The sequence below is a fragment of the Parendozoicomonas sp. 2304DJ65-17 genome (assembly GCF_058148445.1).
Genome location: NZ_JBYVJV010000002.1, coordinates 890,012 through 903,510 on the forward strand (window position 1 = coordinate 890,012; position 13,499 = coordinate 903,510).

Below are 13,499 nucleotides of genomic sequence, written 5' to 3' on the forward strand. Positions count from 1 at the left end.
TGTTCCGTTGTAATGGAACGATTATTCACTCTCGTCAAAACGATTAGCCACAAGAGCTGTGATGGCCTCAAGAGCCTTGTCGGCATCGTCACCTTCGACTTCCAGCTGCAAAGATGTGCCCTTGCTTGCTGCAAGCATCATGACCGACATAATACTTTTTCCATCGACCATTTTTCCGGGTCGGCCAACGCGTACATCGCAGGTGAAAGAGGCTGCCACGCCTACAAACTTGGCTGCGGCTCGAGCATGAAGCCCGAGCTTATTTATTATTTCGATTTGTTCCTGAATTGCAGCCATACAATATTATTGCCCTTGTTCTGCTAATTGAGGTTCTGGTTTCCGTTCCAGTTCCCGGTGTCTTACCTGTACCGATGCCATTATACCTTCAAAGGCTTTGGCTAAGAGCTCACTAATATAGACAGAGCGGTGCTGGCCGCCGGTACAGCCTATACCAATGGTTAGATAACTTCTGTTGCCAGATTCAAATGCGGGCAGCCAATTATGGACGAACTGAAAAATATCATCCCGCATACGTGTGACAGATTCATGAGCCGCCAGAAAGTCCTGTACTGGCTGTTGCTGCCCGGTCATCCCCCTAAGTTCTTCACGCCAGTAAGGGTTGGGAAGGCAACGAACATCGAAAACAAAATCCGCGTCAATAGGGACGCCCTTTTTAAAGCCGAATGACTGAAACTGTAAGGAAAGCTCGTGGCGCTCTTTTCCTGCCACGCGCTGGCGAATAACGCTGCGCAGATCATGTAGGGAAAGGCGGCTGGTATCGACGCGCATATCAGCCGCATCGGCAATAAACCCCAGAACTTCTGCTTCTTTTCTTATAGCTTCGTCGAGAGATGACTCTCCATCGCTTAAAGGGTGGCGGCGGCGGGTTGCGCTGAATCGTTTCAGTAATGTTTCGTGATCAGCGTCCAGATAAATAATATCCCCGGCCAGGTGTTCCTGTTCCCGAAGCTGCTGATGGATGATGGGGAACTCTGCAAGTTCTCCGGGAGTGTTGCGGGCATCAATGCTGACCGCCAGCGCGTTGCCCGCACCAGCGGGTTTATTTCTAAAGCGTTTTACAAGACTGATCAGCAAGCTGGCAGGAAGATTATCTACGCAGTAGAAACCCTGGTCTTCGAGAGCTGCAAGAGCGGAACTTTTTCCGGAGCCTGATCGCCCGCTGATAATTACGAGTCTGATGGTCTTTGGCATATGTCAACGTATCCCCCGCCGATGGATCTCTGTGTGTTCGGATCCTTGGTCAAGCATAGGAAAAAAAACGGGTAAAAAAAATAGAGCCTGCGGTTGCAGGCTCTATTATCGGTAAATTAATTGGAATTCAGGCGCTTACTTTTGCTGTAAGCAAACGATAGAGGGTTTCACTGCTATCTGCTGACCTCAGTTGTTCACAGAGTGAATCGTCACTGAACTGCTCAGCAATCTGTCGCAGGAAATCCAGATGCTTCTCAGTTTCATGTTCTGGAACAACCAATGCAAAAACCAGGTCGACAGGTTTTTTGTCGATAGCATCGAAGTCAATTGGTTTAGCGAGCCTAAGAAATACTGCCTGTGGCTCTTCGCAGTTTGCTACCCGGCAATGGGGTAGCGCAAAACCATTACCAAGACCTGTGCTTCCAAGTTTTTCCCGGGTCACAAGCTGGTTGAACAACTCCTTGGTATCAAGACCGGGCTGTCTTTGGCTGATTATGCTGGCGATGTATTCCAGAGTGCGCTTCTTGCTGGCTCCCTGCACGCCGTATAAGGCGTGACCGGGAGCAAGAATATTCCGTAGGCTCATTGGATTTTGGACCGGGGATCAGTGAGAGGCCCCCTGAAGGCGATCAATATTTTTTTCCTTGTACTTCAAAAGCTGACGATCAAGTTTGTCCGTCAACAGGTCAATAGCAGCATACATGTCTTCATGTTCAGCCGATGCAGCGATATCAGCATTACGTACGTGCAGGGTCGCTTCGGCACATTGCCTTTGCTTTTCAATACTCAGGGTAACCTGAACACTTGTTATTCCATCGTAATGGCTGGCTAGCTTGTCAAGTTTTTTTGAAACGTACTCGTTCAGAGCTTCTGTTACGTCGAACTGATGACCACTGATCTTAACTTGCATGCGTTACTCTCCTGGTGTCAGGTTGAGCAGCCCCGACAATTCCATACCGGGCCGACACTTTAGATTCTACCACCAGTCCCGTGCCTCGTCTCGGATTTTGCGTATCTGGAATCTATTTCCATGAGCCAAGGCATGCTTCAGACTGATCTGGCGCTGTGGTAGCGCATTTTCTATAAATTGGTAGCTATACCAGACGTTTTCGCTCATTGGAGGGAGGAATCATCAGAGCTTCCCTGTATTTGGCGATGGTGCGTCTGGCGACTTTTATTCCCTGCTCTCCCAGAAGGGTGGCGATTTTGCTGTCACTGAGAGGCTTTTTCGGATTCTCCTGGGCAATCAGTTTTTTGATCAGTGCCCGGATAGCTGTTGAAGAGCATTCTCCGCCGGATGTGGTGCTAACGTGGCTAGAGAAAAAGTATTTCAGCTCGAAAATTCCGCGGGGTGTATGCATGAACTTCTGGGTGGTCACCCGTGAAATTGTTGATTCATGCATATCAACCGCTTCGGCGATATCGTGCAGAACCAGAGGTTTCATAGCCTCTTCACCGTAATCCAGAAAGCCGCGTTGGTATTCAACAATGCGGGTGGCTACTTTCAGAAGTGTTTCGTTTCGGCTTTGCAGGCTTTTGATAAACCAACGTGCTTCCTGAAGGTGGTTTTTCAGGTAAGTATTGTCATCGCTGGAATCCGCTCGTCGAATCAGGGATGCGTAGCCATCGTTAATGCGTAAACGTGGAGCTGTGTCAGGGTTCAGATCAACAACCCAGCGCCCTTTGCGTTTGCGAACCAGAACATCCGGAATAACATACTCTGCTTCTGATTCCTGAAGCTCTGCTCCGGGATGAGGGTTCAGACTCTGGATGATGGCCAGCGCGTCTTTGATCTGAGGTTCTTTCAGCCGGGTGCGGCGCATTAATGTTGCGTAATCACGGGTGCCGAGAAGATCGATGTAACGATCAACAATGCGGTGAGCATTGATAACATCATCGGTTGCTTCAGGAAGTTGACGAAGTTGAATCAGCAGGCATTCCCGTAAATCCCGACAGCCAACACCAACCGGTTCGAAATGTTGTATACGGTTGAGAACCATCTCAACCTCGTCCATTTCAATTTCCCGCTCAGGATCCTGGCTTTCCAGAATATCTTCCAAGGACACGGTGAGATAGCCGTTGTCATCGATGCCTTCAATAATCGCCATAGCAATCATACGATCAGTGTCGGACATCGGCGCCAGGTTCAGCTGCCACTCCAAGTGGTCCTGCAGGGTTTCACTGGAACTGGTACGAGTTGTGAAATCATCAACTGGGCCATCGGATTGACTGCCAGAGCTTGACGGTGCAGCCTGATAAACATCATCCCAGCCGCTGTCTACAGGCAGATCAGAAGGAATGGATTCGCTCCAGTCTTCCTGAGTTTCTTTAGTTTCGTCGGTCTTTTCGGTTTTGGTGGATGCGTTCAGGTCAGTGAGGCCAGCATCAGAAATGGCGTCCTGCACTTCCGGGTCTGCAGCAGGTTGGAGCTCCTCTTGCTCCAGCATTGGGTTGCTTTCCAAGGCTTGCTGAATCTCCTGCTGGAGATCCAGTGTAGAAAGCTGCAGCAAGCGAATGGCCTGTTGCAGCTGGGGTGTCATTGTCAGCTGCTGGCCAATTTTAAGTTCAAGAGATGGCTTCATGGGATCGTATTATCCAGCCTTAACTGCACTGTCCTGCAAAATTATTTTCAACATCCCTGCCCGTTGGCTTAACACATGATAACGCTTCCGTATAAACCACTATATTACACTGCCGTATGCTCCAACGTGAAGCTCAGCCTGTGAAATACAGTCGTCAGGAAGAGCTGCGACCAGTAGCGGTGCAGCTCCGCAGGCGTTAGATCCGGAAATGCTCTCCGAGGTAAACGTCGCGCACTTTCTGGTTGCTCAGAACGGTGTCGCTGTTGCCTGACGCGATGATCTGACCTTCGCTGACAATGTAAGCGTGCTCACAGATATCCAGAGTTTCCCGAACGTTGTGGTCGGTAATGAGTACGCCGATACCTCTGTTCTTCAGGTGGGTGACGATTTCCTTAATATCCGTTACGGAAATAGGGTCAACACCGGCAAAGGGTTCATCGAGCAGTATGAATGAAGGTTCTGTAGCCAGGGCTCGGGCAATCTCAACCCGGCGTCGTTCGCCACCAGACAGGCTCATGCCCAGGCTGTCACGGATGTGCTGAATATTGAACTCATTCAGCAGCTCTTCCATTTTTTCCAGACGCTGAGCTTTGCTTAAACCTTTTCTGGTTTCAAGAATGGCCATGATGTTATCGGCCACAGTCAGCTTTCGAAAAATGGATGCTTCCTGAGGCAGGTAGCCGATACCGGCACGGGCTCGGCCGTGCATGGGTAAAGCGGTCAGGTTCTGGTCGTCAATGGAAATCTGGCCGCCTTCCGCTTGAACCAGACCGACGATCATATAGAAGCATGTGGTTTTGCCCGCCCCGTTGGGGCCAAGTAGCCCAACAATCTGGCCACTTTCTATAGATACAGAAACATCACGAACGACCTGCCGACCGCTGTAACTTTTCTTCAGGTGTTTTGCTTGCAGTTGTGCCATGTGGCCTGTGTCTTTCTCTGCGTCTACTTGGATGAACCGGGAGTCTGATTGGGTTGGATAACCATCTGTACCCGGCCACCTGATTTCTTGGTTGTTCCGCCAGTAGCGTTAACGAGCTGTTTGAGCTGGTCGTAATCAATCTGGTCGCCGGTAAAAGTATCACCCTTTTGAATCAGGCGAGCTTTTTCGATCAGTTTGATCTTGTCGGTGCCCATGTTGTAGTCGATAGTGACACCCCAGGCCTTTAATAAGCCTTTGTCGCCTTCCTGCTCTTCTTCGTAGTAGGCAAGGTCTTTATCACCTTCAGATACTACCCGTTTAATTTCACGGTTCTGGGAATAGATGGTGATGATATCACCGGTCAGTTTTGTGGAGCCTTGGGTCATTACAACATCGCCGCGATAGATGGCGATGCCTTTGGCGTCGTCTATGTCCGCATTATCAGAAGTAATGTGGATTGGCTTATCTCGGTCACTGTTAAGAGCCCAGGATGGTGTGGTGGTTATCACCGCAGCCAGAGCCAGACCCAGATAAAAAGGGAGTTTAGCGACTTTCATGTATGCTTCTTACCCTGGATTTAAGCTGAATAAAGTCCCGTTTATAAAATGCGCGCATTCCTACAGCGTTAACGACACTGGTTGGATTTGTTAAGCGAACAGGTAAATCGGTCTCTGCGAAATCCTGTCCAGAGTAAACGGTCATAAAATCCGTGTCTATACGCTGCTCGGGGTTTCCCTGAACATCAGGCTGGATCATCACTACATTGCCCATCAGTTCGACGGTTTCGCCATCCGGGAGTATGCGACCGTTGTCGGAAGTGGTATGCCACGGCTGTTTGCCTGTTTTCTCAGGATCACCGTTGTAGCTCCACATATCCGGGCGGGTGAGCAGGGTTATATCGTTATGGGGGTAATGGCTGATCTCATCGGAAACCAGAGTTGATTCCAGCTCACCTGCCGGACCGAACTCCTTGATACGGGCATTACGAACAAAAAAGTCCGGTGCCTTGCTTTCCTTTGTAGTCTGGCTTTTCACCATGGCGTGGGGGTTGTCGGCAGTATAGGACCAGTATCCAACAAGGCCGATAAAACCCAGTGCAAGAGCGATAAATAATAACTGACGCAGAGACATCAGGCCTCCCACGGTATCAGGCCGAAGGCCATGGAAGGTTGCTGGAGTGCAGTTGTTTTAAGGGTTGCTTTCATATTACCTGTCAGACAACGCCGGCTTTCAGTAGATCATGCATATTAATTGCACCAACCGGGTGTTTTTCATCATCAACGCAGATCAGTCCGCTGATTTTATGGTCTTCCATAATTTTCAGGGCTTCTGCTGCCAGGATGTCGGAAGTGATAGTGACACAGTTTTCTGTCATCACTTCTTCCACTTTGGTGGCGCGTGGATCGATACCATTATCCAGAGTTCGGCGCAGATCTCCGTCGGTAAATATTCCCCGCAGGCGGCGCTGACCATCGGTAATAGCGGTCATGCCCATGCCTTTGCCAGTCACTTCCAGCAAGGCATTGCGCAGATCAGTACCTTCTTCAACAACAGGAAGGCGATTGCCGGTATGCATGATATCGCTGACTTTCAGCAGCAAGCGGCGACCAAGACTGCCCCCTGGATGAGAGAAAGCAAAATCTTCTGCGGTAAACCCACGGGCTTCCAGAAGTGCGATAGCCAGAGCATCACCCATAACCAGTGTTGAAGTCGTGCTGGATGTAGGAGCTAAATCCAGAGGGCAGGCTTCCTGATCTACCCCTGTGTTCAGATGAACATCTGCACTGGTGGCCAGAGCAGATTTTGGATTGCCGGTCATGGCAATCATGGGAATACCAAGGCGTTTGAACAGAGGAATAAGGGTAACAACTTCAGAACTATTGCCTGAGTTGGAAAGAGCAATGACAACGTCATCAGCCGTAATCATTCCCATGTCACCATGCTGGGCTTCACCGGGATGAACGAAGAATGATGGGGTGCCGGTACTGGCAAGAGTTGCGGCTATTTTATTGCCAATATGGCCGGATTTGCCCATTCCTGTTACGACAACCCTGCCACGGCAGGTCAGTAATATTTCACAGGCTTTGGCGAAGGTCTGGTCAATGCGATCCTGCAGTGCCTCTACAGCCCGGCGCTCTATATCCACTGTGCGTCGGCCGGAGGCAATAAAGTCTTCAGCACTCTTCATCGGTGTTGCCATAAGAGAAACGTTTATACATCCAAAAAACGATTGATGGGATTGTAACGAAACAACTGGCTGTCGGCTATCTGCTTCCTGTGGTCAGAATCAGGAGACTATAGGCTATATAGCAGCTCAGAAGTAGGACTCCGGAGGCTCGCCCTATGACCTTTGGGCGTTTTCCAACAAGGGTGAGAGCTACCAGTAACAATGTTAATCCGGTCATTATCGGGTAGTCCCGGGCGAAAGCCGAGGGGTCAATAGCCATGGGAGAGACCAGACCAGGTACTGCCATAACAGCCAGCAGGTTAAAAATGTTGGAGCCAATGATATTGCCAATGGCCATATCGTGGTGCTTTTTCAGGGCACTGGCGATGCAGGCTGCGAGTTCTGGGAGGCTGGTGCCTATAGCAACAACTGTCAGGCCTATGGTTAGCTCACTCATGCCCAACTCAAGGGCTATTTCTGTGGCTGCCCATACCAGCATTCTGGAGCTTGCTAACAGTACAGCAAGACCTGTGACCAGAACCAGAAATGCTTTCCCCTCAGCCATGTCTGGAATTTCTTCATCACTCTCTTCTCCTACAGAGGTGATTTCGTCGGCATTAGGTTGTTTCTGCCAGTGATTGAAAATCAGCAGAGTGATGATAAGTGCGCACACCATAACTACACCTTCAAAGAAACCGATGAAATTGTCATACATCAGAAATCCGGAGGTTATGGTGATCATAGCCAGCAGGGGCAGCTCTTTTTTCATCAGGCGGTCGTTAACCGGAATCGGCGCAACCAGCAGTGTCACCCCAAGAACCAGAGCAATGTTGGCGATGTTGGAACCCAGGGCATTACCGATTGCCAAGTCCCCATGACCGGAGGTGGCAGCCATTAAAGAAACCAGGATTTCAGGGGCTGATGTTCCGATGGAGATAATTGTCAGGCCTATCAGCATGGGCGACATGCCAAGGTTTCGGGCAGTGGCGGCTGCACCATTTACAAAATGATCAGCGCTCCACATCAAGGCGATGAAACCGAGAATCAGGGCTCCTGTGGCTAGTAGCATGTATCCGGGACCGTTTGTTTCTTTTGGAGAGGTAAATAAGGCAAGACAACTATTCTACGGATTTTGGTGGGGGATTACATCCAGCTTAACTGTTCGCCACGCAATGCAATTGCTGACTATTCTGTATACATAATTGCAAGGATGCAGGGGTTTATTATCTATGGATAAATCCAGAGCGAGTTCGGGAACGTCTGGTTATGCCGGGCAGGGTGTTCACAGTCTTTCAAAACCATCGCATCATCAACCAGAAAAAGAGTCTGGGGTTAAACCGGTTCCTGTCTCTCTGCGTATGGAACTTGAGGCTGCCAGCAAGGTTAATAAAAAAGACCTTCAAAACTACAAGGTTGAGCAAGAGCATAATGTTTCCTCTCGCTTGAAAACTGCTGGCAAAGTCGCGGGTGTGGCTGTTCTCGGTACAGCTGTAGGAGCTGCGGCAACAGCACTTCTGGGGCCTGCTGTTGTGGTGGGAACGGCGGTTGGAGGCAGCGGTTTTTATCTCTTGAATAAAGGGTGGGAGTGGTGGACGAAAAAATCTGAGGTTGACGATGCCGACTCTGGGTATCTGGAAGATGATATTGAGGTCGAGCTGGAGTCTGCTATTGGTCAGATAAGGAAACAGGAAAAAGAAATTGTTGATCTTACCGAGCAGCTTGAAAAAGCGCAGATGACTCTTGATGAAGTGCGCTCTTCCTCCACTGAAAGTGAGCCTGTTTATACCGAAGTCGATGAACATGAGGGTTTGGGGGAGGTTTTCCGTGCAGGAAAAGAGAGTGATACCTATAGCGGTGAGGGGCTCACTTCTCACACCTTATCGGATATTCAGCTCTTACACGAGACCATGCAGAGCAATGTTGCAACAGCCAGACGTTTGGACAGTGAATCTGATACCGACAGTGTGTTAGATGGAACTCTCTCGTATCAACGTCAACTTAGTAACTCCAGTGTGCTCAGCTCACTGAGTCATTACTCCAATGACAGTGGGTTAGGTGGGCCCGTGCCTAATGATCAATATGATGATACGCCGCTTCGTGGGAACAGCTCCCTACCAAAGCCAATAAGAAAGTCAGCAGAGGATCTTCTGGATATTAAGGAAGGGCGTATACGGGAGCTGGAGGCTGAAGTCGAAAAGATTAAGGGGCAGCTTAACGAGGGTGTCAAAAATCGGGATGAGTTGTGGGAGAAAAAAGATGGGGTTATTCGTAGTCGGGATTCTGGGATTGCCGACCTTGAAAATAAGTTGAAGAAAAAAGAAGACGAGTTGAGCACATACAAAGATGATCTGGAGCTGGAGCAAAAGCAGACTGCAGATTTAAAAATTGTGAATAGCCAGTTAAAAGACGGGCTTGTAACCCTGAGAGAGTCCATGGGGTTGTTGCTGGAAGATAATGAATCTCTGCATCTGGAACTTGCCGCACGGATGCAGTCCTATACCGGCCGACAAGAAAAGGTGTTTTGGTCCAAAGATTCGTCAGAACAGGTTTTTGAGGGTGGCTTGCCACGTCTTGAGGCTGGTATGAAAGAGCTGGCAGTTCTTGTTGATGTTATAGGTGAAAGGCTAAAGGCTGCTGAACTTGATGGAGAAGATATGGGTAGCCTCAAAAGTGAGTTGGATAAGCAGTCACAGTTTGCAAAGTTTGGCAGACAACTGATTGCAGAATTTGACCCTGGTGTGAACCCTGATGACCTTCTGGATGGAGCAATGGTTCCTACCTTGCAGTTGATGGCCGAAACCCTTCAGGATGGGAAAATGTTCCAGGAAGGGTACGAAAATATGTCTGCCAACGGTTTTGCCGGAAGTAAAAAAGACCTTATAAAAGCCATGATGGGGGCGAGGCCGCAGAAAGGATAGGTACTATTAGGTCTCTGTCTCTCGATTTCGGTTGAGATGTACTGCTAATGTGTTGAAGTGAATGGTACACTTTATTCCATACGGATGATCAATTCTATTTGTCGTACTTAAAGGTAAGCGGATACGGCGGTTGGCTATAGTCTGGCCTCTGCAGTGGAAACCTGTTGCTGATGAATCAAGAGAATGAAAGTTTTATCGAAATCCGTGGGCTTACGTTTATGCGTGGCGACCGAGTGATTTTCGATAACATTGATATGGACATACCCCGCGGCAAGGTCACCGGAATAATGGGACCTAGCGGAACGGGGAAAACAACTTTACTGCGTCTTATCGGTGCTCAGTTGAAACCTGATGCCGGTAAGGTTTTTGTGGATGGGCGTTGTGTTTCCACAATGGGACGCGATGAGCTGTTTCGCGTACGTTCCCGTATGGGAATGTTGTTCCAGAGTGGAGCGCTGTTCACCGACAGTACCGTTTTTGAAAACGTAGCCTTTCCGCTCCGGGTTCATACCCGCCTTTCTGAGCAGATGATTCACGACATTGTTCTGATGAAACTACAGGCCGTTGGTCTTCGTGGTGCCAGTCAGTTGATGCCTTCTGAACTGTCCGGTGGTATGGCAAGACGTGTAGCTCTGGCCCGTGCTATCTCCCTGGACCCTGACTTTATTATGTACGACGAGCCTTTCGTCGGTCAGGATCCAATCGCCATGGGCGTTCTGGTGAATCTGGTTAGGAAACTGAATAACGCATTGAATCTTACCAGTGTGATTGTTTCCCACGATTTGAGTGAGACTGCGAGTATTGCGGACTACCTCTACCTGCTGGCGGACGGGCATGTAATTGCCGGTGGTACACCAGAAGAGTTGCAGTCTTCACAGGATCCTAAGGTGCGCCAGTTTATGAATGGTATTCCCGATGGCCCGGTTCCCTTTCACTACCCTGCTGCTGATTACGGCAAGGAATTACTGGGAGAGCGTTCATGAGTCGTTTGGTAGATCATGTCGCGACTTTAGGGCGCAGCGGTCTTGAAATCCTCCAGGCTGTAGGTCGGGCAACACTCATGCTGGGTATGGCCTTGTTTGGCCGCAGCAGTAGCCATGGCTTTATGCCTTCCCTGGTTGTGAAACAGATTTATGCAGTTGGTGTTCTTTCGCTGATCATTATTACTGTGTCCGGTGTTTTTATCGGGATGGTGCTGGGGCTTCAGGGTTATAACATTCTTGTGCGGTACGGTACTGAACAGTCTGTTGGTCAGATGGTTGCCCTGAGTCTTGTACGTGAGCTGGGGCCGGTGGTAACAGCTCTGCTGTTTGCCGGGCGAGCTGGTTCGGCCCTGACTGCAGAAATTGGCTTGATGAAAGCCACTGAGCAGTTATCCAGTCTGGAAATGATTGGTGTCGACCCACTCAAACGCATTATTGCCCCCCGTTTCTGGGCCGGTTTTATCAGTATGCCTCTGTTGGCCTGTATCTTCTCAATGGTCGGTATCTTCGGCGGCTCTATGGTCGGCGTTGACTGGCTGGGAATTTATGAAGGTTCTTTCTGGGGCAATATGCAACAGTCTGTCGATTTCTGGAATGATGTGGTCGATGGCCTGATTAAAAGTGTGATGTTTGGTTTTGTAGTGACCTGGATTGCGGTGTTCCAGGGATATGATGCTGTGCCGACATCTGAAGGTATCAGCCGGGCAACAACCCGGACAGTTGTCTACGCCTCCCTGGCTGTGCTGGGGCTGGACTTTATCCTCACAGCCGTGATGTTTGGAGATCTCTGAAAATGCGGATGCGAACCGTTGAAATCAGCGTTGGCGCCTTTCTTCTGGCCGGTTTGTTTGCCTTGATTTTGCTCGCTCTGAGAGTGAGCGGCTTGTCTGTAAATGCCGACAACACAACCTATCGTCTTTATGCAGAATTTGACAATGTAGGTTCACTCACCAAACGGGCAAAAGTGGCTATGGGTGGTGTAACTATTGGCCGGGTTGTGGATATCGAGCTCGACAAGAAAACCTACATGGCCCGTGTGATCATGGATATTGAAACCAATGTCGATAATATTCCCGTAGACAGTTCGGCCGCTATCCTTACGGCAGGTCTTCTGGGCGAAAAGTTTATCGGGATAAGTATTGGTGGCTCCCGGGACTTTTTTAAGGATGGGGAAACCATTGATGACACCCAGTCAGCTATTGTCTTGGAAGACCTGATTGGTAAGTTCTTGCTCGGCTCTGTCGGTAAGGACGATGAAGAAAGTAATGACAGTTTCTGATTTGCTGGAAAGGAATATGGGTATGGTTGGTTTCAAAAAGAGCAGTGTTTCAGGCGTATTCTTTACAGCCCTGATCTGGTGCCTGTCCTTTGGCGTTTCTGCCGCCAATGCTGCTGAAACCCCTGATAAAGTCTCTGGTAATGCAACCGCCAGAGTGATCAAGCTGCTTCAGGATAATCGTAATACTTACGAGAAAAATCCGGATCAGTTCTACAAGGATGTTGAGCAGGTTATTGATCCTGTTATTGCCTTCGATGAAATGGCGCGTGGGGTCATGGGCAAGTATGCACACCGGGCGTCTGATGCTGAGGTGAAAGAGTTTACTGATGTTTTCCGCAGCAGCCTTATCCACTTTTACAGCAAGGCGGTATTAACGTTTGATACCAGCCAGCTGTCACTGGGTAAGGTTGACCCTGTTTCCCCTGAAATCCTGAAAGAATACGACAGTGGAAAAAGCCGTTCTGTTCCTGTGAATCTGAAGATCAAGGCGAAAGATGCGGAATACTCCATGTCTTACTCCATGATGAAGAAAGGTGGGGAGTGGAAGGTTCGCAATATCATTGTTGAAGGCATCAATATTGGTATTCAGTTCCGCAACCAGTTCGGTGAAGCCATGAACCGCTACAAGAAGGTAGAGGTAGCTATCGAGAAGTGGCCGGAGCTAATGCAGCAAACCGAAAAGAACCAGGAAAAAGAATTGCGTGAGAAGGAAAAAGACAAGTCATGAGTGAGTTGTCTGTCATCTCCCCGGGGCGCTTTTCCCTGACCGGTGAAATCAATAAGGAATCTGTTCCAGATCTGGTAGACAGGGGCTGGGCGACTTTGGCAGATCATGAGGGCAAAGACCTGCTTGTTGATTTATCTGGTGTGAGTCATGCCGATAGTGCCGCTCTGGCGATGCTTTTGTCCTGGGTGAGACGTTCTCGTAACGATGGTAAGAGTCTGTCTTACCATCAATTTCCCGAAGATCTGATGGCTCTGGCTGGGGTGTGTGGCGTCGATACGCTGCTGCCTGTGGCAGAGTCTGCCTGACAATTCAGTGCATCAGAGCCCTTCTGGCTCTGGTGTCCTGCCTCGCACTTCCCTATCATAGGCCTCTTTGCGTTCCGGTTCCGGGAAGAGTCCTATGCATGCCAGTGAAGTTAAAGAGCTGCTTGAAGCGAAAATAGACGGTGCTCAGATTATGGTTGAAGGGGAAGGCTGCGACTTCACCCTGACCGTGGTTTCTGAAGTTTTTGCCGGTTGTCTGCCGGTCAAACGCCAACAGATGGTCTATACACATCTCAACGAGATGATTGCTGCCGGCACTATTCACGCTGTTACCATGCAGACTTTTACACCTGAGGAGTGGGCGGCTCGACAGGGATAATTCCCTTCAGAAAGCTGTTAGGGCAGGCATCTTAGGAGCTGCCTGTAACAATTGTATTTATGACTGA

Annotated in this window: 17 protein-coding genes; 7 read left to right on the plus strand and 10 right to left on the minus strand. The window is 49.4% G+C overall.

What is annotated here, in order from left to right:
- Positions 1-21: 21 nt before the first annotated feature.
- The 10 genes from ACY2RR_RS09000 to ACY2RR_RS09045 all read right to left on the minus strand — a co-directional run bounded on the left by ACY2RR_RS09000 (position 22) and on the right by ACY2RR_RS09045 (position 7,952).
- On the minus strand, positions 22-297 hold the full coding sequence (locus ACY2RR_RS09000; protein ID WP_490107800.1) for an HPr family phosphocarrier protein: 276 nt from the start codon (positions 295-297) through the stop codon (positions 22-24).
- A gap of 6 nt (positions 298-303) precedes the next feature.
- Complete coding sequence (rapZ, locus tag ACY2RR_RS09005; RefSeq protein ID WP_490107801.1) at positions 304-1,212, minus strand: RNase adapter RapZ; 909 nt, start codon at positions 1,210-1,212, stop codon at positions 304-306.
- A gap of 127 nt (positions 1,213-1,339) precedes the next feature.
- Positions 1,340-1,798, minus strand: coding sequence for a PTS IIA-like nitrogen regulatory protein PtsN (gene ptsN, locus ACY2RR_RS09010; protein WP_490107802.1), 459 nt, complete (start codon positions 1,796-1,798; stop codon positions 1,340-1,342).
- Between the two features lie 18 nt (positions 1,799-1,816).
- Entirely contained in the window at positions 1,817-2,122 is a 306-nt protein-coding gene (gene hpf / locus ACY2RR_RS09015) for a ribosome hibernation-promoting factor, HPF/YfiA family (RefSeq protein ID WP_490107803.1), read from the minus strand.
- A 184-nt stretch (positions 2,123-2,306) separates the two neighbouring features.
- Positions 2,307-3,794 carry an RNA polymerase factor sigma-54 gene (locus ACY2RR_RS09020; RefSeq protein ID WP_490107804.1) on the minus strand — a complete coding sequence of 496 codons (1,488 nt, stop codon included), beginning with the start codon at positions 3,792-3,794 and terminating at the stop codon, positions 2,307-2,309.
- Between the two features lie 196 nt (positions 3,795-3,990).
- A complete protein-coding gene (gene lptB, locus ACY2RR_RS09025) occupies positions 3,991-4,716 on the minus strand; it encodes an LPS export ABC transporter ATP-binding protein (protein ID WP_490107805.1) in 726 nt (241 codons plus the stop codon).
- 23 nt (positions 4,717-4,739) lie between these two features.
- Entirely contained in the window at positions 4,740-5,273 is a 534-nt protein-coding gene (gene lptA, locus ACY2RR_RS09030) for a lipopolysaccharide transport periplasmic protein LptA (protein ID WP_490107806.1), read from the minus strand.
- Positions 5,260-5,847, minus strand: coding sequence for an LPS export ABC transporter periplasmic protein LptC (gene lptC / locus ACY2RR_RS09035; RefSeq protein ID WP_490107807.1), 588 nt, complete (start codon positions 5,845-5,847; stop codon positions 5,260-5,262). The genes lptA and lptC overlap by 14 nt, the downstream gene beginning before the upstream one ends.
- An 82-nt stretch (positions 5,848-5,929) precedes the next feature.
- Complete coding sequence (locus ACY2RR_RS09040) at positions 5,930-6,916, minus strand: KpsF/GutQ family sugar-phosphate isomerase (protein ID WP_490107808.1); 987 nt, start codon at positions 6,914-6,916, stop codon at positions 5,930-5,932.
- A 64-nt stretch (positions 6,917-6,980) separates the two neighbouring features.
- On the minus strand, positions 6,981-7,952 hold the full coding sequence (locus ACY2RR_RS09045) for a calcium/sodium antiporter (protein ID WP_490107809.1): 972 nt from the start codon (positions 7,950-7,952) through the stop codon (positions 6,981-6,983).
- Between the two features lie 160 nt (positions 7,953-8,112).
- Between ACY2RR_RS09045 and ACY2RR_RS09050 the strand changes: the two genes are divergently transcribed.
- The 7 genes from ACY2RR_RS09050 to ACY2RR_RS09080 all read left to right on the plus strand — a co-directional run bounded on the left by ACY2RR_RS09050 (position 8,113) and on the right by ACY2RR_RS09080 (position 13,432).
- Positions 8,113-9,801, plus strand: coding sequence for a hypothetical protein (locus ACY2RR_RS09050; RefSeq protein ID WP_490107810.1), 1,689 nt, complete (start codon positions 8,113-8,115; stop codon positions 9,799-9,801).
- Positions 9,802-9,971: 170 nt separating this feature from the next.
- The gene (locus tag ACY2RR_RS09055) at positions 9,972-10,784 is read left to right on the plus strand and encodes an ATP-binding cassette domain-containing protein (RefSeq protein ID WP_490107811.1); all 813 of its coding nucleotides are present in this window, start codon (positions 9,972-9,974) and stop codon (positions 10,782-10,784) included.
- The gene (mlaE, locus tag ACY2RR_RS09060; RefSeq protein WP_490107812.1) at positions 10,781-11,575 is read left to right on the plus strand and encodes a lipid asymmetry maintenance ABC transporter permease subunit MlaE; all 795 of its coding nucleotides are present in this window, start codon (positions 10,781-10,783) and stop codon (positions 11,573-11,575) included. Before ACY2RR_RS09055 ends, mlaE begins: the two co-directional genes overlap by 4 nt.
- An 8-nt stretch (positions 11,576-11,583) precedes the next feature.
- Positions 11,584-12,063, plus strand: a complete 480-nt coding sequence (gene mlaD, locus ACY2RR_RS09065; RefSeq protein ID WP_490107813.1) for an outer membrane lipid asymmetry maintenance protein MlaD — start codon at positions 11,584-11,586, stop codon at positions 12,061-12,063.
- The gene (locus ACY2RR_RS09070) at positions 12,050-12,790 is read left to right on the plus strand and encodes an MlaC/ttg2D family ABC transporter substrate-binding protein (protein WP_490107814.1); all 741 of its coding nucleotides are present in this window, start codon (positions 12,050-12,052) and stop codon (positions 12,788-12,790) included. Before mlaD ends, ACY2RR_RS09070 begins: the two co-directional genes overlap by 14 nt.
- On the plus strand, positions 12,787-13,095 hold the full coding sequence (locus tag ACY2RR_RS09075) for an STAS domain-containing protein (RefSeq protein ID WP_490107815.1): 309 nt from the start codon (positions 12,787-12,789) through the stop codon (positions 13,093-13,095). Before ACY2RR_RS09070 ends, ACY2RR_RS09075 begins: the two co-directional genes overlap by 4 nt.
- 94 nt (positions 13,096-13,189) lie before the next feature.
- Positions 13,190-13,432, plus strand: coding sequence for a BolA family protein (locus tag ACY2RR_RS09080; protein WP_490107816.1), 243 nt, complete (start codon positions 13,190-13,192; stop codon positions 13,430-13,432).
- Positions 13,433-13,499: the final 67 nt, after the last annotated feature.

Bases quoted from the DNA above. Each gene is read 5' to 3' on its own strand.
- ACY2RR_RS09000 (WP_490107800.1), bottom strand. From the start codon at position 297: ATGGCTGCAATTCAGGAACAAATCGAAATAATAAATAAGCTCGGGCTT.
- rapZ (WP_490107801.1), bottom strand. From the start codon at position 1,212: ATGCCAAAGACCATCAGACTCGTAATTATCAGCGGGCGATCAGGCTCC.
- ptsN (WP_490107802.1), bottom strand. From the start codon at position 1,798: ATGAGCCTACGGAATATTCTTGCTCCCGGTCACGCCTTATACGGCGTG.
- hpf (WP_490107803.1), bottom strand. From the start codon at position 2,122: ATGCAAGTTAAGATCAGTGGTCATCAGTTCGACGTAACAGAAGCTCTG.
- ACY2RR_RS09020 (WP_490107804.1), bottom strand. From the start codon at position 3,794: ATGAAGCCATCTCTTGAACTTAAAATTGGCCAGCAGCTGACAATGACA.
- lptB (WP_490107805.1), bottom strand. From the start codon at position 4,716: ATGGCACAACTGCAAGCAAAACACCTGAAGAAAAGTTACAGCGGTCGG.
- lptA (WP_490107806.1), bottom strand. From the start codon at position 5,273: ATGAAAGTCGCTAAACTCCCTTTTTATCTGGGTCTGGCTCTGGCTGCG.
- lptC (WP_490107807.1), bottom strand. From the start codon at position 5,847: ATGTCTCTGCGTCAGTTATTATTTATCGCTCTTGCACTGGGTTTTATC.
- ACY2RR_RS09040 (WP_490107808.1), bottom strand. From the start codon at position 6,916: ATGGCAACACCGATGAAGAGTGCTGAAGACTTTATTGCCTCCGGCCGA.
- ACY2RR_RS09045 (WP_490107809.1), bottom strand. From the start codon at position 7,952: ATGCTACTAGCCACAGGAGCCCTGATTCTCGGTTTCATCGCCTTGATG.
- ACY2RR_RS09050 (WP_490107810.1), top strand. From the start codon at position 8,113: ATGGATAAATCCAGAGCGAGTTCGGGAACGTCTGGTTATGCCGGGCAG.
- ACY2RR_RS09055 (WP_490107811.1), top strand. From the start codon at position 9,972: ATGAATCAAGAGAATGAAAGTTTTATCGAAATCCGTGGGCTTACGTTT.
- mlaE (WP_490107812.1), top strand. From the start codon at position 10,781: ATGAGTCGTTTGGTAGATCATGTCGCGACTTTAGGGCGCAGCGGTCTT.
- mlaD (WP_490107813.1), top strand. From the start codon at position 11,584: ATGCGAACCGTTGAAATCAGCGTTGGCGCCTTTCTTCTGGCCGGTTTG.
- ACY2RR_RS09070 (WP_490107814.1), top strand. From the start codon at position 12,050: ATGACAGTTTCTGATTTGCTGGAAAGGAATATGGGTATGGTTGGTTTC.
- ACY2RR_RS09075 (WP_490107815.1), top strand. From the start codon at position 12,787: ATGAGTGAGTTGTCTGTCATCTCCCCGGGGCGCTTTTCCCTGACCGGT.
- ACY2RR_RS09080 (WP_490107816.1), top strand. From the start codon at position 13,190: ATGCATGCCAGTGAAGTTAAAGAGCTGCTTGAAGCGAAAATAGACGGT.